Below are 25,071 nucleotides of genomic sequence, written 5' to 3' on the forward strand. Positions count from 1 at the left end.
CATTGTCGAGCGCTTCTGAGCAGAGACAGACGCTGAGGGAGGACGGGACCCCCTATTACGTGCAGCTCGCCGCGATCATCCGCAGGCAGATCGTGGACGAGACGTGGAACATCGGCGACAGGCTGCCGACGCTCAAGCAGCTCGTGGCAACGTTCGGCGTCTCGCCGATGACGGTACGCCACGCTCTGGCCGGCCTCGAAAGCGAGGGACTGATCAGCGCCGAGCGCGGGCGCGGCACCTTCGTCACCGGCAAGCCGCGCATGCCGGAGTCGGTGCCCTACCTGCTGACCGGCTCGCCCGCATACCGCGGCAAGGACCTGAGCTTCCGCGTCGTCCCTTCGAGTGATTCCGAGGCGGAACTTCGCCTCTCACCCGAGGACGGGATTTCGCTCGGGGATTATCGGCACATGAAGCGCATCTTCTCGCGCAACGACCATCCGTTCATCGTTGGCCAGTATCTGGTCGCGGATGTGATCCACCGGATGATCCCCGAAAAGCTCTGGAAGACCGAACTCGTCAGCACGCTCCTCTACGACACGAAGGACGTCGGTTTGAGCAACGTGCGCCAGACCTTCCGGGTGGTGTCGTCCATGCCGACGGAGGCGGACGAACTCGACATACGCGTCCACGATCCGGTCGTGCGGGTGCGCCGCATCTTCCAGAACGCCCGCAAGGAAGTGCTTTGCCTGGCACAACTCGTCTATCGCACCGACGGCGTGGTCTTCGACATCAACATCGACCTAGACGACCGCAACCGCCTGCTGGAGCTGGGTGGCTTTCCGGAATCCTGAGGATGGATTTCCATCACGCTACGCACGTCGGGGTGCGGATGCGTCTCGTCACACAACATCCCTCGTCGTACGTCGCTCGCGTGGTTCCGGTCCGTTGCGACGGGCAACCGTAGTTCATTAACACACTGGATAGTGAGTATTGACTTCTCCTGACCGGGGGACCATTGATGCTCCTCGTGCCGTTGGGAGGCGGCGTGTCCAGGGAGGACCAGGATCATGGCGTGTCCGGCTGATCTGCGCCCTGCTTTTGCAGGAGAGCGGCGCTGAAGCTCTACGCGACGGAATTGGCGACCGGATCGCGCGCGGAGAAGGCTGCCGTCGCGCATTTCCCGGCTGGCGATGCGCGGGGGGTGCGGAGGCAGGGCCTCTGCATTTATCGCGGAATTCCCTATGCAGAGCCGCCCGTCGGAACGCTGCGTTGGCGGCCGCCTGTCGCAGCCAGTCGCTGGGAAGGTGTTCGCGAAGCCATCGCTCCACGACCGGCCTGCGCGCAGCTGCCGCGCCGCGGCGGCAGCATCTATGCAAGCGAGTTGCCCGCGACCGACGAGGATTGCCTCTATCTCGACATATGGGCGCCGGACGACGCGCGCGGCTTGCCGGTCTTCGTCTGGATCCACGGCGGTTCGTTCATCTGGGGGGCGGGCAGCGAGCCGCTCTACGATGGTGCCGACCTGGCGCGGCGTGGCGCGGTGGTCGTTACGATAAACTACCGTCTCGGCGTCTTCGGCCATCTCGCGCACCCGCAACTGAGCGCGGAATCGCCCGACGGCGTATCCGGCAACTACGGCTTGCTCGACCAGATCGCCGCGCTGGAATGGGTCAAGCGCAACATCGAAGCGGTTGGCGGTGATCCGGACAACGTGACGATCGCGGGCGAGTCCGCCGGTGCCCTGAGCGTGCTCTACCTGATGGCCGCTCCGGCGGCGCGAGGACTGTTCGCGAAGGCGGTCGCGCAGAGCGCCTACATGATCTCAATGCCTTCCCTGAAGGTGACGCGCCATGGCCACGAACCCGCCGAGACCGCGGGCGAACGCCTGCGTGAGATGCTTGGCGCAAGCGGCATCGACGGTCTACGGGCGATGGATGCGCGTGACCTCGCGAAGGCTGCCCTGCGCGCGGGTTTCGCGCCGCTGGGCACGGTCGACGGTCATGTCCTGCCGGACCAGCTCGTCGACGTCTTCGAGCGCGGCGAACAGGCCAAGGTGCCCCTGCTTGCCGGCTACAACAGCGGCGAGATCCGTTCCCTGCCGTTCCTGGTTCCGCCGCTGCCGGAGACCGCCACCGCCTATGAGGCCGAGATCAGGGCGCGCTACGGGAGCCTAGCCAAGCCGTTCCTGTCGCTGTACCCGTCCGCGAACATCGTCGAAAGCACGCTCGCCTCGGTTCGGGACGCTCTCTACGGATGGACCGTATTGAAGCTTGCCGAGGCGCAGAGAGCGGTGGGCTTTCCCGCCTTCATCTACTATTTCGATCATACCTATCCTGCTGCCAAAGACGCCGGACTAGATGGCTTCCATGCCTGCGAACTTCCGTACCTTTTCGGCACCGCCGACCGCACGCCGCCGCTCTGGCCTCCGATCCCCGCGACGGAGCCCGAGGCGCAGCTGTCGCGCACCATCGGCGACTACTGGGTCTCCTTCGCACGCAGCGGTTCGCCGCGCGCCCGGAACGCGCCCGACTGGCAGGAATTCGCCAGGGACGGGACGTACATCCGGTTCGCGGGGCATCCCAGGCTGGAGTCAAACCTTGCGCCCGGCATGTTCGACCTCGTCAACGAGGTCGTGCGGCGCCGGCGCCATGCCGGCAACGTTCCCTGGAACTGGAACGTGGGCGTGGCGGCGCCGCTCCCGCCGCCGGGAGCGTAGCGGCGATGAACGACGGTGCGATGCAGCCCTTTGCGCTGACGGTCGACAAGTTTCTCGATCATGCCGCGAAATGGCACTCCGATGCGGAGGTGGTTACGGCGCACGCCGACGGAGTGAACACGCGGATAGGATATGCCGCGCTGCGTGACCGGGCTATGCGGGGCTCCGCCGTGCTGGCCGGGCTCGGGGTCGCCCCCGGCCAACGCGTCGCGACTCTTGCCTGGAACAGCCAGGCTCATCTCGAGGCCTGGTACGCCATCATGGGCATGGGGGCGTCATGCCATACGCTCAATCCGCGCCTCACGGCCGACGTAACGGCGTCGATGTTCCGGCAGTCGGGCGCGCGGGTCCTCATCGTCAGTGCCGACCTCCTGCCGCTGGCGCGGGAGATCGCCGCCAGGGCTTCCTTGCAGACCATCCTGACGATCGACGAGGAGGGAGAGGGCTGCCGCCGGGAGGAGGGAGCGCAGCCGCTCGAACCTCTCATCGCGGATGGCAAGGCGGATGCTGCCTGGGGAGGCTTCGACGAGAACACCGAGTGTGGGCTCTGCTTCACCTCGGGCACGACCGGCCAGCCGAAGGGCGTGACCTACACGCATCGTTCCACCTACCTCCATACGCTGCGGCTCTTGCAGGCCGATGTGATGGCGATGACGGCGGGAGACACCGCCCTTCCGGTGGTGCCCATGTTTCACGCGAGCGCCTGGGGCATGCCTTTCGCTGCCCCGGCCGTCGGCGCGCGGCTGGTGCTGCCGGGCCGCCATCTCGATGGTGCAAGCCTGGCGCGGCTGATCGTGGCGGAAGGCGTTACGGTGGCTTCGGCGGTCCCGACGGTGTGGCTCGGTCTCGTCGAACACCTCGAAGCCGCGGGCGGCGAGGTTCCCTCACTGAAGCGGATCGTCGTCGGCGGGTCGCCGATGCCGCCCGCCCTGATGGAGCGCATCGAGCGGCGGCTCGGCGTCACCGTGCAGACGAGTTGGGGCATGACCGAACTGTCGCCGTTGGGCACCATCGCGCCGCCGGGTCTCGCCGATCGCGACGCGCGTGTCTCTGGGCGGCCGGCGCTCGGCATCGACCTGCTCCTGACCGACGCCGAAGGCCGTCCCCACGCGCAGCAGCGCGGCGTCGAAGGCCATCTGCGCGTGCGCGGAGCGTCTGTGGTTGAACGCTATCTCGGACAGGCCGAAAAGGCGACGGACACCGAAGGCTGGTTCGACACGGGCGATCTCGCCCGTATCGACGCGAAGGGAAACCTCGTCATAACCGGGCGGTCGAAGGACCTCATCAAGTCAGGCGGCGAGTGGATCAATCCCGCCGAGATCGAGGCGATCGTCGCGGCGCTGCCGCAGGTCTCGCTCGCGGCGGTGGTCGGGCGCGCCGATGCCAGATGGGGGGAGCGTCCCATCCTTCTGGTCGAACTGCGCCATGGCGAGGACATCACCGACGACGAACTGCTGGAGCCGTTGCGCGGGCGCGTCGCCTCCTGGTGGATCCCGGAAGAGGTCGTGCGGCTTGCCAAAATGCCGCTCGCCGCGACCGGCAAGGTGGACAAACTGCATCTGCGCTCGCAATACGGACAGGCGTGACCACAGGCAGCACCATCGCGCCGGCAAAAGGCGGTGGAATTCGGAAGGGCCCAGAATTGACCGTACTAAAGGCATCCCGCCGCAAGGCTTCCACCAAGGCCGAACAGCGCGCCGAAATGATCGAACAGATTCTGGACGCCGCCGAACTGCTTTTTTCCCGGCACGGGCTTTATGGCGTCACCCTGAAGGACGTCGCCAAGCAGGTCGGCGTCCATCACACGCTGATCAACTACTATTTCGACGACAAGAAGGCCCTGTTCAACGAGGTGTTCGCCCGCCGCGCCGTCGTCACCAGCGAGCGCCGCATGCGCATGCTGGAGGAGTACGAAAAGGCGTCCGCCGGCCGGCCAACGGTCGAAGGCGCGTTGCGAGCCTTCCTCGACACTGATCTCGACCTCTACATCGAAGGCGGCGAGAGCTGGAAGAATTACGGCGCCCTCGCCTCGCAGGTGGCCAACACGCCCGAATGGGGCGCTGCCATGATGGACGAGCATTTCGATCCGGTCGTGCTACGGCTGATCGGCCTCCTGAAGCAGGCCCTGCCCGACAGCGCCGAGGAGGACATTTTCTGGGGCTATCATTTCGTCTCCGGCGCGCTGATGCTGACTCTGGCGCGCACCGGGCGCATCGACAAGCTTTCCGGCGGCTTGTGTCATTCCGAAGATTTCGCGGCGGTGAAGCAGCGCATGTCGACTTTCATGGCGGCGGGGTTCCTCGCCATCTGCCGGAAGGAGCTTACGGCCTGAAGCAGTTTTTGCGCGGTCCGGCCGCGCCGTAGGCCTCGGCGGGCACCACCTGGGCGAGAAGAATCGCTTGCGAAAAATAGATTAATTATCTAGTGAGTGAATAGGATGGAAAACGAAGTCGACCATATCGGTAGGAAGCTGCAGGGCCGCGTCGCGATCGTGACCGGAGCGGGCGGTGGGCTTGGGCGTTCCCACGCTCTCATGCTCGCAGGGCTCGGCGCCAGGGTCGTCGTCAACGACATGAACGCCGCCGCGGCCGAGATCGGCGCAGCCGGAGGCGAGGCGATCGGCTTTGCCGCGTCGGTGACGGACGAAGAGCGGATCGGCGAAATTGCCGCCCGCGCGACGGAAGTCTGGGGCCGCATCGACATCCTCGTCAACAATGCCGGTATCCTGCGCGACAGGAGCTTCGCGAAGATGACGGTCGCCGAGTTCCGCGACGTTGTCGACGTGCACCTGATGGGATCCGTCATCTGCACCAAGGCCGTCTGGGACATCATGCGCGAGCAGCGCCACGGGCGCGTCGTGATGACGACGTCCTCCTCCGGCCTGTTCGGCAATTTCGGCCAGGCCAACTACGCAGCAGCCAAGATGGCGCTGGTCGGCCTGATGCAGACGCTGGCTCTCGAAGGCGAGAAATACGGCATCAAGGTCAACTGCCTTGCCCCGACGGCTGCAACCGCGATGACCGACGGGCTGCTGACGCCGGACGCGCTCGAGCGGCTCTCGCCGGAATTCGTCAGCCCCGCTCTGTTGGCACTCGTCGGCGATGATGCGCCGACGCGGGCGATCGTTTGTGCTGGTGCGGGCCACTTCGCCCGGTCCAACGTGACGCTGACGCAAGGCATGCATGTCGGCACCGGGAATGGCACGGCGGAACGCGTCGTCGCGAACTGGGGCCGGATCAGCGACCGGACGGGCGAGATCGTGCCGGACTACGGCTTTGCCCAGATGGAACGCGAACTGGCCAGCGGGCCGGCCGCGCCGCGGGTCAAGGCCGTCGGCGGCTAGGCGGGGAAGGAGGCCCGGCAGATTCGGAGGAAGCTGCCGGACTTGAGGAACAGGTAAGCCGGCCTCTGCGGTCGGTACAGGAGGAGGCGGCGCGAACCGCGGCAATTGCGGGTCGGGTCGCAGTCGAGGAACCGGATGTCCCGGTTCTGTTGCAACGGAGGAGACATCATGAGGAAATTCGTAGGATCGGGCGCGTTCGCGCTCGTCGTCCTGGCTTCCACCGCCCTGTCGGCGATGGCTCAGGATACGCTCAAGATCGGCTACGTCGACCCGCTTTCGGGCGGGGGCGCGGCCGCCGGCCAGATCGGCATGAACCAGCTCAATTACATCGCCGAGGCGGTGAACGCCAAGGGCGGCGTAATGGGCAAGCAGGTCGAGATCATCCCTTACGACAACAAGCTCGATCCGCAGGTCAGCCTGGTACAGATCCAGAAGGCGGTCGACCAGGGCGTGCGGATCGTGATCCAGGGTAACGGCTCGTCCGTCGCCGCCGCGGTGTCGGATTTCGTGACCAAGTTCAACTCGCGCAATCCCGGCAAGGAAGTGGTCCACATCAACCATGCCGCCATCGACCCGTCGCTGACCAACGACAAGTGCAGCTATTGGCACTTCGCCTTCGACGCGAATGTGAACATCAAGGTCGAGGCCATGACCAACTTCATGAAGGCCAACGAGGCCATCAAGAAGGTCTACCTGATCAATCAGGACTATTCGTTCGGCCATTCGGTGGCCGAGGCCGCAGCCGCCAAGCTCGGCGCCGAAGGGTCCAGCATCGAGGTCGTGGGCAAGGAGTTCGTGCCGCTTCAGAAAGTGACCGACTTCTCGCCCTACATCGCAAAGATCAGGGCATCGGGCGCGGATTCCGTGTTCACCGCCAACTGGGGCAACGACCTGCAGCTGCTGATCAAGGCGGCCGGTGACGCTGGCCTCGACATCAACTGGTATACGTTCTACGCCGGTCTCGCAGGCACGCCGACCGCCATCAAGCAGGCAGGTCTCGAGGACAAGGTCTTCCAGATCACCGAAGGTGTGAACAACCTCGACTACATGCCCATGCAGGAAGAGGTGAAGGCCTACATGGCGAAATATCCCGACGCGCCGATCTACTATCCGCGCCTGTTCAATGCCATGGGCATGGTGTTCAAGGCCATCGAGGAAGCCGGCTCCGACGATCCGGTCAAGTTCGTGCCGAAGCTCGAGGGCATGAAGTACGTCGACTTCATCGACGGCAAGGAAGGCTTCATGCGCGCCGACGACCACCAGTATTTCCAGACGATGTACATCTCCGGTCTCGGCTCGCTCGGCCCCAACCAGCCGTTCGAGGAAGAGAAGACCGGCTGGGGCTGGAAAGTGGCGGCGACGATCCCGGTGGACGATACCATCGTTTCCACCACCTGCCAGATGGAACGCCCATAGCCCGAAGACGGCCACGGTGACGCCGGGCGCAACCCCGGCGTCACCTGAGTTCCGCCCTTCGCCCCATCCGGGGCGAGCGGCGTCGGCTGGGGGAAGCTTTATGCTCGAGATCGTCTTCATTTCGACGTTGAACGGCGTCCTCTACGGGATGCTCCTTTTTCTCATGGCAAGCGGCCTGACCGTCATCTTCTCGATGATGGGCGTGCTGAACTTCGCGCATGCCAGCTTCTACATGCTCGGTGCGTTCTTCGGCTTCGAGATCAGTCGCCACGTGGGCTTCTTTCCCGGCCTCGTCATCGCGCCCGTCCTCGTCGGCCTCATCGGAATGGCGGTCGAACGCTACGGTCTTCGCCAGGTACACCGGCACGGCCATGTGGCGGAGCTGCTGTTCACCTTCGGCCTGACCTTCATCATACAGGAGGTGGTGCAGATGGTATGGGGCAAGCTGGCCGTCGACTACAAGGTCCCGCCAGCGCTCGATTTCCCGGCCTTCACCCTGTTTGCCACGGAGTATCCCGCCTTCAAGATCTTCATGCTGGCGATCTCGATCGCGATCTTCGCCGTGCTGCTGCTGATCGTGAAGCGAACCCGCGTCGGCCTCGTCGTGCAGGCGGCGCTCAGCCATCCCGACATGGTGGGCATGCTCGGCCACAATGTCGGACGCGTCTTCATGCTGGTCTTCGGCGTGGGCGCCGGGCTGGCGGCGGTGGCCGGCGTGATCGCGGGCCCCGCACTGGTCACGCAGGCGAACATGGCGGCGGCTCTGGGCCCCATCCTCTTCGTCATCGTCGTCGTGGGCGGGCTTGGCTCGCTGTCGGGCGCTTTCGTCGCATCCCTCCTGATCGGGCTGATCCAGACCTTCGCGGTCGCCGTCAACGTGTCGCTGGCCGACATTCTCGGGGACACGCAGATGGCGGACGCGCTGTCTGTCTGGTTGAGCGACATCTGGTCGGTCACCGTGGCGCAGATCGCGCCCATCCTGCCTTACCTGCTGCTGGTCCTGATCCTGATCTTCAGGCCGCGCGGACTGATGGGGAACCGCGAATCGTGATTGCCTCCGACACAACGAGTGAGCTGCCGTCCGCCCGTCGCAGGAGCTTCCTCGCGACCTATGGAGTATGGATAGCACTCGCCGTCGTCCTGGTCGCCCTTCCCTATGTCCTGAACTCAGGGCTCGCGATCAGCACCATGTGCCTGATGGGCATCATGATCATCTTCTCCCTCTCGTACAACATGCTGCTCGGCCAGACGGGGCTGCTTTCCTTCGGCCACGCCGTCTTCTTCGGTCTCGGCGGCTTTCTGACCGCGCATGCCATGAACATCGTGCGTGTCACCGGCGCGCCGCTTCCGCTCGAGGTCTTCCCGATCATCGGCGGTCTCACAGGCCTTCTCTTCGGCGTCATCTTCGGCGCCGTGGCGACGCGCCGGGCCGGCACCGCCTTCGCCATGATCACGCTCGGCATCGGCGAACTGGTGGCTTCGAGTTCGCTCATCCTGCGCTCCGCCTTCGGCGGCGAGGAGGGCATCTCGGTCGATCGCACGCGGGTCCTGCAGATGTTCGGCATTTCTTTCGGTCCGCAGATCCAGGTCTACTTCCTCATTGCCGCGTGGCTTTTCCTGTCGGTGGCGGCGATGTACGCGCTGACCCGCACGCCGTTCGGGCGCATCTGCAACGCCGTGCGCGACAATCCCGTCCGCGCCTCCTTCATCGGCTACAACACCACCACCGTGCGCTTCCTCTCTTTCTCGATGGCGGGCCTGTTCGCCGGCGTTGCCGGAGGGCTGGCGGCCCTGAATTTCGAGATCGTGACGTCCTCGGCGATGGGCGCGGCCCAGTCGGGCACCGTGGTGCTCATGGCCTATATCGGCGGCGTCGGCAATTTCGCCGGCCCGATCATCGGCGCCATCCTGGTGACCTATCTGCAGGTGATGCTGAGCGACGTCACCGGCGCCTGGCAGCTCTATTTCGGCCTCCTGTTCATCGGCATCGTCATGTTCGTGCCCGATGGGATCGCGGGCCTCGTGGCGCGGCAACGGCCCGTGCTGGTGTCGGGCCGGCTGCACAATGTCCTGCCCCACTACCTCATGGCGCTGCTGCCGGGCCTGCTTGCCCTGACCGGCCTGTCGATGCTGATCGAGATGACATACCAGCTCACCGTCAATGCGCCGGAAGGCCCGGCGATGAGCTTTCTCTATGTCCCCTTCGATGCCAGTTCGCCACTGCCTTGGCTGGTTGCCGTAGCGATGCTCGCCGTGGGGCTCTGGCTGTTCCTCAAAGCGGGCCGGCTGGCCCTGGAAGCCTATGGCGACGCCGTCGAAGCCGCGCGGGGGAACGGCCGATGACCACGCCCGCGCTCGAACTTTCCGGCCTGCGCAAGAGCTTCGGCTCGATCGAGATCATCCGGGGCGTCGATCTCGCGGTGCCGACCGGCGAGCGCCACGCCATCATCGGACCAAACGGCGCCGGCAAGTCGACGCTTTTCCATCTCGTCAGCGGGCACTACCATCCGAGTGCCGGCAGCATCCGGCTGCGCGGCGAAGAGATCGGCGGCCAGCCGCCGCACCTGATCAACCGCCGCGGCCTGTCGCGCAGCTTCCAGGTCACCAACGTCTTTCCGCAGCTCAGCGTTTGGGAAAACGTGCGCTGCGCGACGCTTTGGGCGATGGGCTACAAGTACTGCTTCTGGCGCAACGTCGAGAAGCTCGAGGACGCCTCGCGGCGCACGGAGGAGATCCTGACGGAGATCAACCTCCTGGACCGCTGGAACATGCCGGCCGGTGTGCTGACATACGCCGAACAGCGCGCGCTGGAGATCGGCCTGACGATCGCCGGCGATGCCGACATCCTGTTGCTTGACGAACCGACGGCGGGGATGAGCCATGTCGAGACCGAGCGCGTCGTCTCCCTCATCCGCAAGGTGAGCGAAAACCGGACGCTCGTCATGATCGAGCACGACATGAGCGTCGTCTTCGATCTCGCCGACCGCATCTCCGTGCTTGTCTATGGCGAGGTGATCGCCTCCGACACGCCGGAACGGATCAAGGCCAACAAGGCGGTGCAGCAGGCCTATCTCGGGACGGAGGTCGCGTGATGCTCGAAGTCCGCGACCTCCATGCCTACTACGGCAAGAGCCATATCCTGCAAGGCGTCGACCTCGATGTCGGCGAGAACGAGATCGTCTCGATCCTGGGGCGCAACGGCGTCGGGCGGTCGACCACGCTCAAGGCGATCATGGGCAATCCCGAGCCGCGCGGTGAGATCGTCTTCAAGGGGAAGGCGGTTGCCGGTCGCAAGCCGCACGAGATTGCGCATCTCGGCATCGGCTTCGTGCCGGAGGAGCGCGCCATTTTCCCGGCCCTGACGGTCGAGCAGAACCTGCTGCTCGGCATCAAGAGCGGGCGCAGTGGCGGGCGCTGGAGCATCGAGGAGACCTGGCGGCTGTTCCCCCAGTTGAAGGAACGCGCCAATGCGCCGGGCGGTGCGCTCTCGGGTGGAGAGCAGCAGATGCTCACCATCTGCCGTACCCTGATGGGAGATCCCGACCTGATCATGGTGGACGAGCCGACCGAAGGGCTGGCGCCGCAGATGGTCGAGCGCGTCGGCGAACTCTTGCAGGAAATCGCCCGGCGCGGCATCTCTATCCTGCTGGTCGAGCAGCGTCTGGTGATCGCGATGCGCATCTCGCACAGGGTCTATGTCATGGGGCACGGCCGCATCGTCTTCGAGGGGACGCCTGCCGATCTCCTGGCTGCGGGCGACGTCCGCCGGGAGTGGCTCGAAGTATGAAGGCCGGGGTGATGGCCAGGACGGGAACCGCGATGCCGGGTCTGGGAAAGGGCACCGGCAGGAAGAACATGCTCGAGCGCGTCGTCGCCATCGTGACGCTCGCGCTCGCCATCGTCTTCGCGATGACCATCGACGGGTTCGCGACTTTGGGAAACTTCCGCGTCATCCTGTCCAATTCCGCGTCGCTGGCGGTGCTCAGCTGCGGCATGGCGGTGGTCATCATCTCGCGCGGCCTCGACCTGTCGCTGATCGCCCAGATGATTGCCGGCGCCACCATCTTCGGCATCCTGATCACCAACGGCGTTCCGGCGCCCGCCGCCCTGTTCGTCGCCATCGTCGCCATGATCGTCATCGGCATCCTCAATGCCTGGCTGATCGCTTATGTCGAGATACCGGCAATGCTGGCGACCCTGGCATCCGCCATGCTGCTGGTCGGCCTGCTGCGTTTCGCAATCTTGCGCGGCGAGTTTCTTCTGCTGTTGCCCAAATCGGACCCGACGGTGGCATTCCTCGCGGGAGACATCCTGCCCGGCCTGTCCGTGCCCGTCGTCCTGATGATCGCGACGCTCGCCGCGAGCTGGTTCCTGCTCGCCCGCTCCACAGCCGGCAAGATCATCTATGCGATGGGCGACAATTTCCAGGCGGCGCGCCTCGCCGGACTGCCGGTGCGCACGACCCTCGTCGTCGTCTACGTCTTTGCCGGACTGACTGCGCTCGTCGCCGGCCTGATCATGGCGGCGGCCAGCGGCGCGGTCGATTTCCGCACGGTCACCAACGGGACGCTGCTCTTCGACGTCATCCTCGTGGTGGTCCTCGGCGGCATTCCGCTTCGCGGCGGGCGCGGCAGCGTGCGCAACATTTTAGTCGGCGTCGCGCTGATCGCGATCATGCGCAACGGCATGACGCTGATGAACGTCACGACGCAGACGCAGGACATGCTCAAGGGGCTGGTCCTGCTCACCGCGATCGTCACCGACAATTACCTGAATCCCAGAGATGCCGAGACCGACACGGTGGGCGATCTCTGACGATGCCATGCAACCAGGGAGGAAAGCATGTTTGACAGTCTAGGAAGAATGTTTCGTACAGCCGTGGCGGGGGCTCTCGTCGGTTCCTGCGCCATCGTCGCCACGAACTCCGCCATGGCGGCCGAAAGCGACATGGCCGGCAAGAAGGTGATCTTCGTGCCGATCGCGATGGGCATTTCCCTCACCGAAGGATGGGCTCGCCGCATGCGGGAGCACGCGGACATCCACGGCTATTCGATCGACGTGAGGGATGCCGCCTTCAACACGAGCGTCATGGCGGAACTCGTCGCCAAGGCCATCAGCGACAAGCCCGACGTGCTGGTGGTGCACAATCCCACGGTCCAGCTGCTGGCGCGCCAGATCAAGCAGGCCGAGTCGGAAGGCATCAAGGTCTTGCAGATCAACCTGCAGTCCAACCAGCCGTCCACAGCCTTCGTCGGTGCGAACTGGGAGCGGATCGGCCGCGAGATCGCCGAGGACATCGTCAAGGAATGTGGTGAAGGCTCCGGCAAATCGGGCAAGGTCGCGATCGTTCCCGGCCAGCTCACCGCAGCCGACAGCGTCATCATGAACGAGGCCGCCTTCAAGGTGTTCGAGGGGCACAAGGAGATCCAGGTCGTGTCCAACCAGGCGTCCGACTGGGAGCCCGAGAAGGCGCGCCAGATCACGGCGACCGTCCTGCAGCAGCATCCGGACCTCTGCGCCATCTTCGGTCACTGGGACGTCCACACGATGGGCGCCGGCAACGCGGTCAAGGACGCCGGCAAGGCCGACGACGTGCTGGTCTATTCGACCGGCGGCGGCGACGACGTCGCCTGCAAGGCGGTCGAGGATGGAGTCCAGGACCGCATCTGGAGCTACGACGCGGACGGCCAGGGCCGCGACGCGGGCACCATGATCGATCTCCTGCTTCAGGGTGCCACCGCGGCCGACGGATCGATGCTGATCGCCGAATCGCCATTGAAGATCATCAAGGCCGGCGAGAATTACGATTCGTCTCTCTGCTGGAAGATGTGACGATCGCAACCCCACCACCGCGATAGCGGCCTGGTCGCGGGGCTCTCCGGAGCCCCGCTTCCTTGCCCGTTCCGCTTCTCTGGCTCGCCCGGAAACCCGCAATGGCCGCCGACATCGACTTTTCGAGCCTGCCTAGACAGCATGTGCCCCGCGTGGTCCTTTCGCCGCGCCGCATCGTCTCCGACGTGCTGTCGAAAGGCTGGGTCGAGAGCCTCATCCCGTTCGTCGCGCTCCTTCTTGCGGTGATCGGCATCCTGGCGACGACCGAAGACTACTTTTCGTCCACGAACATCCGCAACCTGGCTCAATACGCGGCCGATGGCGGCCTGGTCGTTCTGGCATTGCTGATCGTGGTGGCGGTCGGCGGCATCGACCTGTCGGTGGGGTCCAACTTCGCCATGTCGGCGTTCGTCGCGCTGTTCTGTTTCCACATTCTCGAACTCCCGGTGCCAGCGGCGCTGGCGGCCACGCTCGCCACCGGCGCACTCGTCGGGGTGGTCAACGGGACCATTGCCGGCCTGCTCGGATGCGGCGCGCTTCTGACCACCCTGGGCACGATGATCACCACGCGCGGGCTCTACACGCTCGCTTCGCAGGCGCAACTGGTCGAGATCTCCACCTCCGCCCGGATGGACGACCTGTGGGACTGGGTCGGCTTCGAAAAGGTCCTGACCTTCCCGGTCGGCTTCTGGGTGCTGGTAGCAGTCGCAGCGGTCGTCTTCGTGGTCTTTCGCCAGACCCGTTTCGGTTGGCATGTCCTTGCAGTCGGCGGTAACCGCAAGGCGGCGCGTCACGGCGGCATCCGCGTCAGGTCGACGATCTTCTTCGCCTATGTCCTTGCCGGCCTCATCGTGGGCCTGGCGGGGTTCCTCTATGCCGCACGGCAGAACAGCGTCGGCTCCGACACCGGCATCGGCCTGGAATTCTTCGCGCTGACCGCTCTGGTGGTCGGCCTCGGAGGCTTCGTCCCGGGCCGCGGCGCCGTGGTGTCGGTGCTCATCGGCTTCGCCACGATCTACATATTGAACAACGCGATGGTGAACGCCGGCTTCCGCGGCGATTTCGTGCAGCTTTCGATGGGCGCGATCATCCTCGTCATCCTCGCCATCGACGTGAAATTCCGCAAGAACCGGCATCGCCTGCTGGCCTCTACCTACCTCGATCCGACGGCATTCGAAACCGGCGCGGTGAAGGGCATGCAGGGGCTGATGCCCGACGAGATCGCACCGAAGCTGAAGCAGGCGCAAATCCTCGTCGCGGGCCAGGTCGACGGACCGGAGGACGTGCTCCTCGATGCCGCCGGCAACATCTATTGCGGCAGCCGCGACGGCTACCTCTTCAGGATCGCGGCACCCGACCATGCGAAAGCCGAGGTGCTCGCCAAGATCGGCGGGCGTCCGCTCGGCCTCGCCTTCGATCGGGAGGGACGCATCGTCGTGTGCGTCGCCGGCATGGGGCTGGTGCGCGTCACCATGGACGGCAAGATCGAGCTTCTGACCGACCAGACCGAGCGCAGCCTGTTCAGCGTCCAGGACGACACCACCATCCGCATGGCCGACGACCTCGACATCGCCCCCGACGGCACGATCTACTTTACCGACGCGACCAAGCGCTACGACATCGAGAACTGGGGCCTCGACCTTCTCGAAGGCAGGCCCAACGGCCGCCTGCTCTCCTATGATCCGGCCACACGCCGGACGCGCACCGTCTGCGACAATCTCCGTTTTCCCAACGGCGTCTGCCTCACCCACGACGGCCGCCACCTTCTGGTGGCGAGCACCTGGGAATGCTCGATCCTGATCTTCGATCTGGCGCGGCTGTCTGACGGACCCCGCGTCTTTGCGAGCGGCCTTCCCGGCTATCCCGACAACGTCAACCGTGCCTCCGACGGCGGATACTGGGTGGCGCTGGCGGGCATGCGCAATCCTGTCTTCGACGAGGTCATGCGCCATCCCGGCCTGCGCCGCCGTATGACCAAACGCGTGCCGCCGACCAACTGGCTGTTCGGCAACCTCAACATCGGCGGCGTGCTGAAGATCGACGGCAAGGGCAAGATCGTCGACGCACTGTGGGATGCGCCGGACGGGCCGCTCTACATGATCACGTCGATGCGCGAGCACGAGGGATCGCTCTATCTCGGCGGCGTCACCAACGACAAGATCGGCCGCCTGAAGCTCGAAGGCGCGGACGAGACGTGGCGGGGACCGGAAAGCTACTGGGGGGCTGCGGGATGATGTCGTTCTTCCGCTCCCGGCGCCAGGAGCCGCCGTCGATGACGCTGGAGGGGATGCTTGGCCCCAACGGCAGGCTCGACGAGGCGAGGGGCATGAAGGTCGATGCGCCCGACGCGCTGTGCGTCGCGGCGGATGGCCGGCTGCTCGTCAGCGATGGCCAACGCGTGATGGCGTTGGCGGCATGGGGTGACGAACCCGAACACTTTGCGAGCTTTGACGCTCCCGTCACCGCGCTTTGCCAAGGCTTCGGCGGTTTCGTTGCCGTCGGTCTTGCCGACGGAGCGGTGTGGGTCCTAGACGGATATGGCCTTCCGGTCGAGGGCTGGCCGCTGCCGGCGGGCCAGGTGGCCTCCGTCGTCGATTGCGCATTCACGCCGGCCGGCGAACTGCTGCTGGTCGATTGCGGCTACCGGTCGAGCGAAAACCTTCTGGCACTGGCGGCCTGGGACGAGCAGGCGAGGGGCCGCCTGCTCTCGCTGAGCCGCTCCGGCGAGTTGCGTGTCGTGACATCCGGTCTGCATTGCCCGATGGGGGTCTGCCTCGATCCGGACGGTGCACCGCTGGTTTCGCTGCTCGAAAAGGCGATGATCATCGACGCTTCGGGAAAGGTGCGGCAGGCTGGCTACCCCGGTTATCTCGGACGCCTGCGGCGGACTGCGACCGGCTATGCCTTGGCCTGCTGGTCGCGGCGCGATCCGCTGATCGAGTTCCTCAAGACCGAACAGGCCTTCGTGGAAAAGATGAAGGCAAACGTCGAACCGCGCCACTGGATCGGCCCGCGCATCAAGCCGGAATTCAGCCACGACTTTCCGATCGAACTCGGTGCGACGCGGCTTTTCGGCGAGGTGAAGCCCTGGGCGCCTTCCTTTTCCTACGGACTGGTCATCGAGATGGACGAGAGCCTGATGCCGGTCGGATCCATGCAATCGCGCGCCAACGGCCATCGCCACGGCATTTGCGACGTGGCGGTCTGGAACGGCCACCTGGTCGCGGCCAGCAAGGGCAGCGGTGAGATTCTCTATCTGGGGAGCCGGGCATGAACACCGAGCCACGCCGCCCAGTCGTCAGTCTCGAGAAGGCCACCAAGACCTATGGTGGTATCGCCGCCCTCGCCGAGGCCGATTTCGAGCTCTACGCTGGCGAGATTCATGCCCTGGTGGGCGAGAACGGTGCGGGCAAATCGACGCTCTGCAAGCTGATTGCCGGCGTCGTGACGCCGACGGAGGGCGTGCTGCGGGTCGACGGCGAACCCGTCGCCTTCTCCGCCCCCAAGGACGCCAGCGCGCGTGGCATCTCGATGGTCTACCAGGAGACCAGTCTGGTCCCGCAATTGACCGTTGCCCAGAACATCGTGCTCGGCCGCGAACAGGTGTTCAACTCCGTGCGCAAGGTGCGCAACGCCGCCCGGCAGGTGCTCCAGCGGCTGAACTTCAAAGTCGATCCCTCGCAACTGGCCGGTTCGCTCTCGGCCGCCAAGCGGCAGATGGTGGAGATCGCCCGCGCGGTGCTGAACGAGGCCCGCGTCATCATGCTCGACGAGCCGACGGCCGCGCTGACGCCGGAGGAGACGGATCACCTCTTCGATCTCATGAAATCCCTCCAGCGCAGCGGCGTTGCCATCGTCTTCATCTCGCATGCCCTGGAAGAGGCGCTGACCCACGCCGACCGCATTTCCGTGCTGCGCAATGGCCGCATGATGGTCACCGGACCGGCGTCCGACTTCGACCGTGGCCGCCTGATCCGCCACATGATCGGCGAGGAGTTGCAGGAGCAGGACGGGACGCAGGCGACGGCGCGCTCCGCGCGGTCGGCGCTGCCCGTGCTGCGGGTCGAGAACATCCGCATGGGCTCCATGGTCAACAACATGTCGTTCTCGATCTTCCCCGGCGAGATCACCGGCATCGCCGGCCTGATCGGTTCCGGGCGCAGCGACGTCGCCAAGGTCATCATGGGTCACACCAAGCGCAATTTCGGCGGCGGCCGCATCTGGCTCGACGGCAAGGAGGTGCGCTACTCGATCCCCGCCCATGCGGTGGCGGACGGCATCGCCTATGTCAGCGAGGACCGCAAGCTCGATGGCTTCTTCGAGACGCTGAGCGTGACCGACAATATCGGGCTCGGCTGGCTGGCAAAATTCGGCCGGCACACCGTCCTCGCTCCATTCGCCCGCATGCGGCAGATCGCGCGCGAGTGGGAGGAGCGGCTGTCTATCCGGGGGATCGGCGCTGGGCAGCCGGTCCTGCATCTGTCGGGCGGCAACCAGCAAAAGGTGGTCATCGCCAAGTCGCTGGCGCAGCAGCCGAGGCTGGTCATCTTCGACGAGCCGACGCGCGGCGTCGATGTCGGCGCGATCTCCGAGATAAGGAAGATCATCCGCGATATCGCCGACACCGGGGCAGGCGTCATTCTGATCTCGTCCTACCTTCCGGAGATCCTCGACCTGTCGGACCGTATCCTCGTGGCGAAGTCCGGCACCATCGCCGCCGAGTTCTCACGCTCGGAAGCCACCGCCGAACGCATCCTCCACGCGGCGGTCCACTGAGGGGCGCGCTTCAGCACGTCCTGTTCGTGGCCGATTTTTCGGCGCGCGTGTTGGACGCCTGTCGACCTCGGAAGGTTCGAGACGCCTGCACAATCTAGCGGGACCGGGAGATTCCCGACTTCACACGCCTGAGGGGGATGGAGGACTCGATGGAAGCGACGGCGGGAACGCGGGTGAGCTTGCCGGTGAGGAAACGCTCGAACTCGGCGATGTCGCGGACCGCCACGCGCAACAGGTAGTCCCGGTTGCCCGTCATCAGCCAGCAGTCGACCACTTCCGGATAGGCGCGGACGGCGGTTTCGAATTCCTGCAGCGTGTCGTCCACCTGGCGGTCGAGCTTGACCGAAACGAAGACGGAAAACGCAAAGCCGGCCTTCGCCTCGTCGATCAGGGCGTGATAGCCGGTAATGATGCCGTCTTCTTCAAGCATGCGGATGCGTCGCGCGCACGGAGACGGACTGAGGCCAACCCGCTGGCTCAGTTCCTGTACGGAGATGCGCCCATCCGCCTGAAGTTCCCGCAGGATGGCGCGATCGATCTCGTCATGCTTGACGGCTTCAGCCAAGAAATTCGCCCCCTGTGCCCGATTCGGCCAAAGATTACCGGAAACGGGTTTCAATTTGCAAGGAAACGGCCGGGAACCATCGATATTGTGTTGCCGACAACGCGCGGGGAGGCATCGGAGCAACGACATGAATACCGCCGCAACGGACCGGCTGAAGGAGTTGGAGCGCAGGGCCCTTTGGCTGGCGACCTGGACGATCCACCACGCTAACCACATCCGAGCGAGCGACGAGGTGAAGGTCGGCGGCCACCAGGCGTCCTCTGCCTCCCTGGCTGCCGTCATGGCGGCGCTCTACTTCCACGTCCTCAGACCGGAGGACCGCGTGGCGGTCAAGCCGCACGCCTCGCCGATGTTTCATGCCATTCAGTATCTCGCCGGCAACCAGAGCCTCGAAAACCTGAGGAACTTCCGTGGTTTCAAGGGTGCGCAGAGCTATCCCTCGCGCACCAAAGACACCGACGATGTGGATTTCTCCACCGGTTCCGTCGGTCTCGGCGTGGCGCAGACGCTGTTTTCCTCGCTGGTGCAGGACTACGTCAAGGCGCATGGCTGGATGCCGGACCGGCCGGACGGGCGCATGGTCGCGCTGATCGGCGACGCCGAGATGGACGAGGGAAACATCTACGAGGCGTTGATCGAAGGGTGGAAGCACGGTCTCAGGAACTGCTGGTGGATCGTCGACTACAATCGCCAGTCCCTCGACGCCGTCGTTCGCGAGGGGCTGTGGGAGAAATTCGAGCAAATATTTTTGGATTTCGGCTGGGACGTCGTCATCGTCAAGCATGGTCGCCTGCAGGAGGCGGCCTTCGCCGAACCCGGCGGCGACCGGCTCAAGCAGTGGATCGACACCTGCCCGAACCAGCTCTATTCGGCGCTCACCTTCCAGGGCGGCGCCGCATGGCGCAAGCGCCTGACCGACGAGATCGGCGATCAGGGTGACGTCACGAGACTGATCGACGGCCGCAGCGACGAGGAACTCGCCGAGCTGATGGGCAACCTCGGCGGCCACGACATCGATGCGCTGCTCGAAGCCTTCGAAGGGGCGAAGAGCCATGATCGCCCCACCCTGTTCATCTGCTATACGATCAAGGGCCACGGCCTGCCGCTCGCCGGCCACAAGGACAATCACGCCGGTCTCCTGACGCCCGCCCAGATGACGACGTTCCGCGACGCGATGGGCGTGCGCGAGGGCCATGAATGGGAACCGTGGGAAGGGGCGAGGCTCCCGGTCAAAGAGTTGCGCGAAGCCATTGCGCAAGCCCCCTTCTTTGCCGCCGGCACCCGTCGTCTGTCCGCGCCTGTTGTCGGCGTTCCAGACAGGCTGGAGTTTCCCGCATCGAAGGGAAAGTCTCTCTCCACCCAGATGGGGTTCGGCCAGATCCTGAACGAGATCGCGCGGACGGAGACGGAACTCTCCCGCCGCATCGTCACGACTGCCCCGGACGTCACCGTCTCGACCAATCTCGGCCCCTGGGTCAATCGCAAGGGCCTTTTTGCACGGGAAGAACTGGCCGACACCTTCAGGGCCGAGCGTATCCCGTCCACCTATCAATGGGAGTATTCGCCCAAGGGACAGCACATCGAACTGGGGATCGCCGAATCGAACCTGTTCCTCAACCTGTCGGCGCTGGGCCTGTCCCACTGCATCAATGGGGAGCGACTGTTGCCGATCGGCACGGTCTATGACCCCTTCATCTACCGCGGCGCCGACCAACTCAACTACGCGTGCTACCAGGATGCCCGGTTCATGCTCGTCGCCACGCCTTCGGGCGTGACGCTTGCCCCGGAGGGTGGCGCGCACCAGTCGATCGGCACACCCCTGGTCGGAATCGCGCAGGACGGGCTGGCGGCGTTTGAACCGGCCTTCGTCGACGAACTCGCGACAATCATGCGTTTCGGCTTCGACTATATGCAGCGCAGTGGCGAAGGCGCGCCGGACGAGCGCAACTGGATGCGCGACGAGATCGGCGGCTCGCTCTATCTGCGGCTGTCGACACGGCCGCTGGAGCAGCCGAACCGCGAGATCGATGCCGATCTGGAACGCTCGATCATCGACGGGGCGTACTGGATGCGCGAACCCGGGCCGAACGCGCAGATCGTCGTCGCCTACACCGGCGCGGTCGCGCCGGAAGCCATCCAGGCCGTCGGCATGGTGGGAGAGTTCCGTCGCGACATCGGCCTGCTGGCGATCACGTCGGCGGACCGGCTCAACGCCGGCTGGAACGCGGCTCAACGCGCCCGCGAACGTGGGCTCGTGCATGCGCGAAGCCACATCGAGCGCCTGCTCGCGCCGCTTCCCTCGCATTGTGCGTTGATCACCGTTACCGACGCCCACCCGCTGGCGCTCGGCTGGCTCGGCTCGGTTCACGGCCATCGCACGCGATCGTTGGGGGTGGAGCATTTCGGCCAGACCGGAACGATCTCCGACCTCTATGCCCATCATGGCATCGATGCCGACGCCATCGCCCGGGCGGCGCAGGCGATGTCGCCGGGAAAACCCATCAGACAGTTGCGGATGGCCTGAAGCGCGAGCGTCGCCCCGGCCCGAGAACTTGTAGGAAGACGCAGCCCGGCAACCGGATGCCCCGCGTCATCGGGCCGTCCGGAGACGGGAAGTACCTTCCATCGTCGTTCCAGACCGGCGACGTTCTCTCCCGCGCCGCCGGGAAGGATGCGTGGGCTTTTACTGCAGTCGCGGCGCTTGGCCGGTTGCTGGCAGGATCGTTCCCTCGCAGGAGCCGAAGCCGATCGCCCGCGCCCCGGGCACATTGCATCGTCCCGACATGACGACGCGGTCGCCGTCCGCCAGGTAGCCGCGCTGCTCGGAGCCGACTGCGATCGGCTCATGCCCGTCATGCGTCCTTTCGAGGAGGCAGCCCCAGCTGTCCTTTTCGATGCCGGAGATCGTGCCGCTGCCCATCAGGTCGCCCGGTCGCAGGTTGCATCCATTGCTCGCATGGTGAGTGACCATCTGCTTTGGCGACCAGTGCATGTCGACGAGGCGGGACGTGCTGATCCGCTGCGGAATACTCCCTGCAGCGCGCATTGTTGCGGTCTCGATGGCGCAGTCGATGTCAATCGACCAGGTCGTGTCGTCCTCGAGCCTCAGGTGGAGTGGAGGCTGCGGGATGTCCTCGCCTCGGGGTTTCTGGCGCACACGGAAGGGACGCAGGGCATCGACCGTGACGATCCAGGGCGAGATCGAGGTGGCGAAACTTTTGGAAAGGAACGGTCCGAGCGGCATGCTCTCCCAGCGCTGGATGTCGCGCGCTGACCAGTCGTTCTGCAGGCAGGCGCCGAAGATCGCATCCTCGGCCCGGTCGATTGGGATGGTCTCGCCCAGCGTGTTACCGCCCCGAACGACGATGCCCAGTTCGACCTCATAATCGAGCATGGCGCACGGCGCGTATGGTGGCGGTGCGTCGCCAAGGGGCGGCAACTCTCCCATGGGCCGGCGTATGTCCGTTCCCGAAACGACGACGGAGGACGCCCGCCCGTGATAGCCGATGGGAAGGTAGTGGAAGTTCGGGCGCAAGGTCTCCGGCCCCTTGAAGATGCGGCTCGCGTTCATCGCGTGGTGCATCGAACAGAAAAAGTCCGTGTAGTCGCCGATCGCCATCGGCAGGAGGAGCTGCGCCTCAGATATGGGAACCAGTGCGGATTCTGGCGCGCGGTCGTCTGCGGGGGTCGATTCGTGCAGCGAGTCGAAGAGCGCATGGCGCAACACGGTCGCATGGGCAGGCGAAAGCGCTATCAGGGCGTTGAGATCGCCGTCGGAACATGCCGCGGCCGCTTCCCCGGCCAGGCCCGTGAATCCGCAGGCCTGCGCCGCCGCCGCGACGTCGAGCGCCCGGTCGCCTATCGCGACCACGACCCGCGCTCCCCTGCCAAGTCTGGGATGCTCGATGCGGCCGAACGGGAGGTTCTGTATCGGAAACGGGGTTGTCTGCGCATTTGCCGCGGTGACCCAGCATCGCGCCGCGGCATCATGCGTCCTGTCTAGTTCGTTCGTCATTCTCGTCTCCCTCGGATGCTCCCGCAGGCGAGCTCGCACCTGCCGTACCGCCGGTCGCATCACTGCGTGGAATGGATGATCCGATGATCATGATGACCCTCTGATCGGCTGATTGAGATACTGATAGCGATGGCATGATCATCTGGTTGATCGGCGTGTAGATGATCTGGTCGGAAAGCGTGATCTGGCTGACCAACTCCCGCCCGGGCCCGCCAAGACCGCCGAACCGGTCGCGATAGCCTGCGCCGAGGTCAACCGCGGCTCTCGCCGAAGCCCAGCGCGCGGAACCGCTCATCGAAACGTTCCGGCTCCGGCACGTCGATGCCGAACTCGGCCGCGAGACTTGCACGCAACTGCCCGCCGGAGTCGAAATGCTTCTGCCGGCTCAGTTTGCCGGCCTCGTGGATCGTGAGGCGATCGTTTCGCATGCTCAGCCGGCGGCCGGGCAGCGCCCGCGCGGCGAGGAGCCCCGTGACGAAGTGCGAGGCAGGATTGGCGGAGAGGAAGTAGTTCGTGGCGGCATAGTCGACCTCGAGATGTTCGACCATGTCGAACCGGAAGATGGACCGCCATTCGCCGCCGATCTCGGCCTGGAGGCGCCAATGATCTCCCTCTTCGACGATTCGATAGGCCTCGTGCGGGGTTTCCTGCGCCGCACCGGTCCCGAGCCGCAAGGGTGCGGTCTGGGTCAGGCCGCCGAAGCCGACATCCGCCAGCCAGGTCGCGCCTTCGAGTTCGACGCGCAGGAGCATGTGGCTGCGCGGGTTGACGGCGCCCTCGGGATAATTCCACAGCACCCGTGCCGCGAGCCCCGATACCTGGAAGCCGAGCCCGGAAAGCACTTTCCAGAAGAGCATGTTCTGCTCGAAGCAGTAGCCGCCGCGGCGCGACCGCACCAGCTTGTCCTCCAGCGACGGGAGGTCGAGCCGGACGGGGCGGCCGAGGAACGGATCAACGTTCTCGAAGGCGATCGCCTGCGGATGCAGGCGCTGAAGCTCGCGCAGCACGGGCAGGGTCGCCACGCGCGGGCCGCGATAGCCGATCCGCTCGCAGTAGGCGTCGAGATCGATTTCTGAAGCCGTACCGGCCATTGCGCCTCCCGCGTCCCGACAATGCCTCTAGTGGGGCATGCGGAGGAAGGCAAGCCGACGCGATGCGGATAAACCTGGGGGATGCCGGACGGTCACTCGGCTTCGTGGTTGTGCTGCGCGCCGAGAAAATTGCCAACATTGCGCAACGCTTCGAAGTGATCGCAGAAGACCTTGACGATGACCAGGATGGGAACGGCGAGGAGCGCACCGGCGAAGCCCCACAACCAGGACCAGAAGGCGATCGCGATGAAGATCGCCACCGCGTTGATCTCGAGCCGGCGGCCGACCACCAGAGGCGTTACGAACTGGCCTTCAATAGCGGTACACGTAAAGTAGAGCAGCGGCGCGACCATTGACATTGCCAGGGTGTCGAAGGTTACCAGGGAGATGATGCCTACGAGCACGATTCCGATCAGGCTTCCCACATAGGGGAGAAAGTTCAGGAGTGCCGCGGCCACGCCCCAGACGAAGGGCGTCGGCAGGCCGACCGCCCAGCAGCAGAGCCCGACGGCCACGCCCAGGCCGCTGTTGATGATCGCGACCGTCAGGAGGTAGCGCGAAATCTCCCGCTCGACGTCGTATACGATCCTCAGCGCCCGCTTCTTGTCGCTCATCAGGTCGAATGACTGCACGATCTTCTCGTAGAAGAAGCTGCCGGAGGCGAGCAGGAACAGGGAAAGCACCAGCGTTACGGCGACCGTTGTGCCGATCGAAAGGAGATTGCCCGCCGCACGCGAGACGATGCCCGGCTGAGCGATCACGACCTTCTGCACGTCCGGCTCGTTGTTGCCCTCGGTGACGTTCTCGATCTCCTCGGACGCCTTCATGAAGCGGGTGAGCGGTCCGCGGATTTCCGACAGCCGCTCGCGCAACTCCCACCCGATCTTCGGTGCGTCGTTGACGAGGTCGATGACCGGCCCGCTCAGCAGGAAACCCATGATGCCGAGACCGCTGAACGAGACCAGCACGAGGAGCGTCGCGGAAAGAGGGGCAGGAATGCCCCGCCATGAAAGCACGCGCACGATAGGCGAGAGTGTAAGCGCCAACATGAATGCGAGCACCACCGGGAGGAAGAAATCCTTGGCGAAATAGAGCGCATAGACGAACAGGATAAGGAAGATGCCGAGAAGGAGGCGAAAGATGCGCCTTCGCAGGACCAGGTCGACGGACGACGTGTCGTCCTCGTTCTTTTCGATGTCCGCCATGGTCCTCCCGATCCGCCGCTTGCTGGCGCGGAAGATGGAGAATGTGCCAGAGGCGGTTCCGTTCCGCCAGCCGCGCAAATGCCTCGACGCGGCACGCCGGCTCCATCTGTGATATCATTCAGCCATTGTCTCCAGCACGACTGTTGGTGCAATGTGCGCATTCGTTGCGGGA

At 65.1% G+C, this 25,071-nt stretch carries 21 protein-coding genes; 16 read left to right on the forward strand and 5 right to left on the reverse strand.

All coding sequences use genetic code 11. The annotated features are described in order from the left end of the window. Positions 1 to 2 precede the first annotated feature (2 nt). The 15 genes from ABGN05_RS17940 to ABGN05_RS18010 all read left to right on the forward strand — a co-directional run bounded on the left by ABGN05_RS17940 (position 3) and on the right by ABGN05_RS18010 (position 18,023). The gene (locus ABGN05_RS17940) at positions 3 to 791 is read left to right on the forward strand and encodes a GntR family transcriptional regulator (RefSeq protein ID WP_367955414.1); all 789 of its coding nucleotides are present in this window, start codon (positions 3 to 5) and stop codon (positions 789 to 791) included. 263 nt (positions 792 to 1,054) lie between these two features. Beyond that, positions 1,055 to 2,656: a carboxylesterase/lipase family protein gene (locus tag ABGN05_RS17945; RefSeq protein ID WP_367955880.1), complete on the forward strand. Its 1,602-nt coding sequence runs from the start codon at positions 1,055 to 1,057 to the stop codon at positions 2,654 to 2,656. Between the two features lie 5 nt (positions 2,657 to 2,661). Then, on the forward strand, positions 2,662 to 4,242 hold the full coding sequence (locus ABGN05_RS17950) for an AMP-binding protein (RefSeq protein WP_367955415.1): 1,581 nt from the start codon (positions 2,662 to 2,664) through the stop codon (positions 4,240 to 4,242). 56 nt (positions 4,243 to 4,298) lie between these two features. Further along, positions 4,299 to 4,988 (forward strand): TetR/AcrR family transcriptional regulator, encoded by a 690-nt coding sequence (locus tag ABGN05_RS17955; protein WP_367955416.1) that lies wholly within the window; start codon positions 4,299 to 4,301, stop codon positions 4,986 to 4,988. A 105-nt stretch (positions 4,989 to 5,093) separates the two neighbouring features. Then, positions 5,094 to 5,999 carry an SDR family NAD(P)-dependent oxidoreductase gene (locus tag ABGN05_RS17960; protein WP_367955417.1) on the forward strand — a complete coding sequence of 302 codons (906 nt, stop codon included), beginning with the start codon at positions 5,094 to 5,096 and terminating at the stop codon, positions 5,997 to 5,999. Positions 6,000 to 6,167: 168 nt separating this feature from the next. Continuing rightward, positions 6,168 to 7,415 (forward strand): branched-chain amino acid ABC transporter substrate-binding protein, encoded by a 1,248-nt coding sequence (locus ABGN05_RS17965; protein WP_367955418.1) that lies wholly within the window; start codon positions 6,168 to 6,170, stop codon positions 7,413 to 7,415. A gap of 100 nt (positions 7,416 to 7,515) precedes the next feature. Next, positions 7,516 to 8,466, forward strand: coding sequence for a branched-chain amino acid ABC transporter permease (locus ABGN05_RS17970; protein WP_367955419.1), 951 nt, complete (start codon positions 7,516 to 7,518; stop codon positions 8,464 to 8,466). Next, positions 8,463 to 9,758 carry a branched-chain amino acid ABC transporter permease gene (locus ABGN05_RS17975; protein ID WP_367955420.1) on the forward strand — a complete coding sequence of 432 codons (1,296 nt, stop codon included), beginning with the start codon at positions 8,463 to 8,465 and terminating at the stop codon, positions 9,756 to 9,758. Before ABGN05_RS17970 ends, ABGN05_RS17975 begins: the two co-directional genes overlap by 4 nt. After that, entirely contained in the window at positions 9,755 to 10,507 is a 753-nt protein-coding gene (locus tag ABGN05_RS17980) for an ABC transporter ATP-binding protein (RefSeq protein WP_367955421.1), read from the forward strand. Before ABGN05_RS17975 ends, ABGN05_RS17980 begins: the two co-directional genes overlap by 4 nt. Continuing rightward, positions 10,507 to 11,202 (forward strand): ABC transporter ATP-binding protein, encoded by a 696-nt coding sequence (locus ABGN05_RS17985; RefSeq protein WP_367955422.1) that lies wholly within the window; start codon positions 10,507 to 10,509, stop codon positions 11,200 to 11,202. The genes ABGN05_RS17980 and ABGN05_RS17985 overlap by 1 nt, the downstream gene beginning before the upstream one ends. Next, complete coding sequence (locus tag ABGN05_RS17990) at positions 11,199 to 12,230, forward strand: ABC transporter permease (protein WP_367955423.1); 1,032 nt, start codon at positions 11,199 to 11,201, stop codon at positions 12,228 to 12,230. Before ABGN05_RS17985 ends, ABGN05_RS17990 begins: the two co-directional genes overlap by 4 nt. Positions 12,231 to 12,278: 48 nt before the next feature. Then, a complete protein-coding gene (locus tag ABGN05_RS17995) occupies positions 12,279 to 13,247 on the forward strand; it encodes a sugar ABC transporter substrate-binding protein (RefSeq protein ID WP_367955424.1) in 969 nt (322 codons plus the stop codon). Positions 13,248 to 13,348: 101 nt separating this feature from the next. Beyond that, positions 13,349 to 15,481 (forward strand): ABC transporter permease, encoded by a 2,133-nt coding sequence (locus ABGN05_RS18000; protein ID WP_367955425.1) that lies wholly within the window; start codon positions 13,349 to 13,351, stop codon positions 15,479 to 15,481. A gap of 38 nt (positions 15,482 to 15,519) precedes the next feature. Next, the gene (locus ABGN05_RS18005) at positions 15,520 to 16,521 is read left to right on the forward strand and encodes an SMP-30/gluconolactonase/LRE family protein (protein ID WP_367955426.1); all 1,002 of its coding nucleotides are present in this window, start codon (positions 15,520 to 15,522) and stop codon (positions 16,519 to 16,521) included. Beyond that, on the forward strand, positions 16,518 to 18,023 hold the full coding sequence (locus ABGN05_RS18010) for a sugar ABC transporter ATP-binding protein (protein WP_367955427.1): 1,506 nt from the start codon (positions 16,518 to 16,520) through the stop codon (positions 18,021 to 18,023). Before ABGN05_RS18005 ends, ABGN05_RS18010 begins: the two co-directional genes overlap by 4 nt. 94 nt (positions 18,024 to 18,117) lie before the next feature. Here ABGN05_RS18010 and ABGN05_RS18015 read toward each other — a convergent pair whose 3' ends face one another. After that, positions 18,118 to 18,588 carry an Lrp/AsnC family transcriptional regulator gene (locus ABGN05_RS18015; protein ID WP_367955428.1) on the reverse strand — a complete coding sequence of 157 codons (471 nt, stop codon included), beginning with the start codon at positions 18,586 to 18,588 and terminating at the stop codon, positions 18,118 to 18,120. Positions 18,589 to 18,715: 127 nt separating this feature from the next. Here ABGN05_RS18015 and ABGN05_RS18020 point away from each other — a divergent pair, with 127 nt between their 5' ends. Continuing rightward, positions 18,716 to 21,112, forward strand: coding sequence for a thiamine pyrophosphate-binding protein (locus ABGN05_RS18020; protein ID WP_367955429.1), 2,397 nt, complete (start codon positions 18,716 to 18,718; stop codon positions 21,110 to 21,112). Positions 21,113 to 21,271: 159 nt separating this feature from the next. Here ABGN05_RS18020 and fahA read toward each other — a convergent pair whose 3' ends face one another. From fahA to ABGN05_RS18040, 4 genes are all read right to left on the reverse strand, one after another. Continuing rightward, positions 21,272 to 22,603 carry a fumarylacetoacetase gene (gene fahA / locus ABGN05_RS18025; RefSeq protein ID WP_367955430.1) on the reverse strand — a complete coding sequence of 444 codons (1,332 nt, stop codon included), beginning with the start codon at positions 22,601 to 22,603 and terminating at the stop codon, positions 21,272 to 21,274. Next, positions 22,575 to 22,898, reverse strand: a complete 324-nt coding sequence (locus ABGN05_RS18030) for a hypothetical protein (RefSeq protein ID WP_367955431.1) — start codon at positions 22,896 to 22,898, stop codon at positions 22,575 to 22,577. The genes fahA and ABGN05_RS18030 overlap by 29 nt, the downstream gene beginning before the upstream one ends. Next, complete coding sequence (locus ABGN05_RS18035; protein WP_367955432.1) at positions 22,855 to 23,694, reverse strand: arylamine N-acetyltransferase family protein; 840 nt, start codon at positions 23,692 to 23,694, stop codon at positions 22,855 to 22,857. The genes ABGN05_RS18030 and ABGN05_RS18035 overlap by 44 nt, the downstream gene beginning before the upstream one ends. A 92-nt stretch (positions 23,695 to 23,786) precedes the next feature. Continuing rightward, positions 23,787 to 24,899 carry an AI-2E family transporter gene (locus ABGN05_RS18040; protein WP_367955433.1) on the reverse strand — a complete coding sequence of 371 codons (1,113 nt, stop codon included), beginning with the start codon at positions 24,897 to 24,899 and terminating at the stop codon, positions 23,787 to 23,789. Between the last annotated feature and the right edge of the window lie 172 nt (positions 24,900 to 25,071).

Origin of the sequence: Aquibium pacificum, assembly GCF_040839445.1 — a bacterium.
Lineage (GTDB): Bacteria > Pseudomonadota > Alphaproteobacteria > Rhizobiales > Rhizobiaceae > Aquibium > Aquibium pacificus.

Excerpts from the sequence above, each read along its gene's own strand:
- ABGN05_RS17990 (WP_367955423.1), top strand. The coding sequence starts at position 11,199 with ATGAAGGCCGGGGTGATGGCCAGGACGGGAACCGCGATGCCGGGTCTG.
- ABGN05_RS18005 (WP_367955426.1), top strand. The coding sequence starts at position 15,520 with ATGACGCTGGAGGGGATGCTTGGCCCCAACGGCAGGCTCGACGAGGCG.
- ABGN05_RS17980 (WP_367955421.1), top strand. The coding sequence starts at position 9,755 with ATGACCACGCCCGCGCTCGAACTTTCCGGCCTGCGCAAGAGCTTCGGC.
- ABGN05_RS17965 (WP_367955418.1), top strand. The coding sequence starts at position 6,168 with ATGAGGAAATTCGTAGGATCGGGCGCGTTCGCGCTCGTCGTCCTGGCT.
- ABGN05_RS17950 (WP_367955415.1), top strand. The coding sequence starts at position 2,662 with ATGAACGACGGTGCGATGCAGCCCTTTGCGCTGACGGTCGACAAGTTT.
- ABGN05_RS18040 (WP_367955433.1), bottom strand. The coding sequence starts at position 24,899 with ATGGCGGACATCGAAAAGAACGAGGACGACACGTCGTCCGTCGACCTG.
- ABGN05_RS17960 (WP_367955417.1), top strand. The coding sequence starts at position 5,094 with ATGGAAAACGAAGTCGACCATATCGGTAGGAAGCTGCAGGGCCGCGTC.
- ABGN05_RS18000 (WP_367955425.1), top strand. The coding sequence starts at position 13,349 with ATGGCCGCCGACATCGACTTTTCGAGCCTGCCTAGACAGCATGTGCCC.
- ABGN05_RS18010 (WP_367955427.1), top strand. The coding sequence starts at position 16,518 with ATGAACACCGAGCCACGCCGCCCAGTCGTCAGTCTCGAGAAGGCCACC.
- ABGN05_RS18035 (WP_367955432.1), bottom strand. The coding sequence starts at position 23,694 with ATGGCCGGTACGGCTTCAGAAATCGATCTCGACGCCTACTGCGAGCGG.
- ABGN05_RS17995 (WP_367955424.1), top strand. The coding sequence starts at position 12,279 with ATGTTTCGTACAGCCGTGGCGGGGGCTCTCGTCGGTTCCTGCGCCATC.
- ABGN05_RS18030 (WP_367955431.1), bottom strand. The coding sequence starts at position 22,898 with ATGAGCGGTTCCGCGCGCTGGGCTTCGGCGAGAGCCGCGGTTGACCTC.
- ABGN05_RS17970 (WP_367955419.1), top strand. The coding sequence starts at position 7,516 with ATGCTCGAGATCGTCTTCATTTCGACGTTGAACGGCGTCCTCTACGGG.
- ABGN05_RS17985 (WP_367955422.1), top strand. The coding sequence starts at position 10,507 with ATGCTCGAAGTCCGCGACCTCCATGCCTACTACGGCAAGAGCCATATC.
- ABGN05_RS18020 (WP_367955429.1), top strand. The coding sequence starts at position 18,716 with ATGAATACCGCCGCAACGGACCGGCTGAAGGAGTTGGAGCGCAGGGCC.
- fahA (WP_367955430.1), bottom strand. The coding sequence starts at position 22,603 with ATGACGAACGAACTAGACAGGACGCATGATGCCGCGGCGCGATGCTGG.